This is a genomic window from Neobacillus drentensis (genome assembly GCF_036965645.1).
In the GTDB taxonomy this organism is placed as follows: domain Bacteria; phylum Bacillota; class Bacilli; order Bacillales; family Cytobacillaceae; genus Neobacillus; species Neobacillus drentensis_D.
Window position 1 is genome coordinate 4,685 of record NZ_JBALPZ010000268.1, and the last position, 625, is coordinate 5,309.

The 625-nt window shown below is 35.4% G+C and carries 1 pseudogene; it reads right to left on the reverse strand.

The features are described from left to right. A pseudogene (locus V7266_RS30155) lies at positions 1-388 on the reverse strand (D-lyxose/D-mannose family sugar isomerase); the annotation flags it as partial. Positions 389-625 lie beyond the last annotated feature (237 nt).

The window sequence follows — 625 nt, forward strand, 5'->3', positions numbered from 1 at the left end:
GCTTTAAAATAACTTCATTGAATGCAGTATAGTACTTTTCATCCCCTTGCGGCGGATTCATTTTACGATTTTTTGCTTCTTCACCTTCTACATATAAATATACTGTTCCGTATCGACATCTAAACGTCTCTTCTTTTCCTTCATCAAAATCCCTTTTTGGATGCTTATGTTCCGGACAAGTTTGATATGGCAGCAAGGCCAGTTCCTTCGCACAGACCAGATCCGTGTTTACATATGTAATCAATTGCAATCCTGTATCCTCAATTTTATTTAGTCCAAAGTCTGCTACCTCTAGGAAATTTTTCTCTTCTTCTGTCAAAATGATATTGGCCTTATCAAACAATTTTAAAGACTGAGCTTTTATTTTTTCATACTCTTGTCTATTCATGCTAACTCCTCCTTGACCGGATGATCCTATTAAAAAGCTATAAAACTATGTTACTACTTTCCTACATATTGATTTTTATGAAGCATCAATCATCACGGAGTTTAAAACGATGTCGATTGCTTTTTTGACCTATTTGAGACGAAGCCTGGATATGCAAAAAGGAAAAGTCAGCCATTATTGGACGAGCTTGGATTTATTCATTTATCATCTTTACAGCCGTATTTAATGCGTCAACAA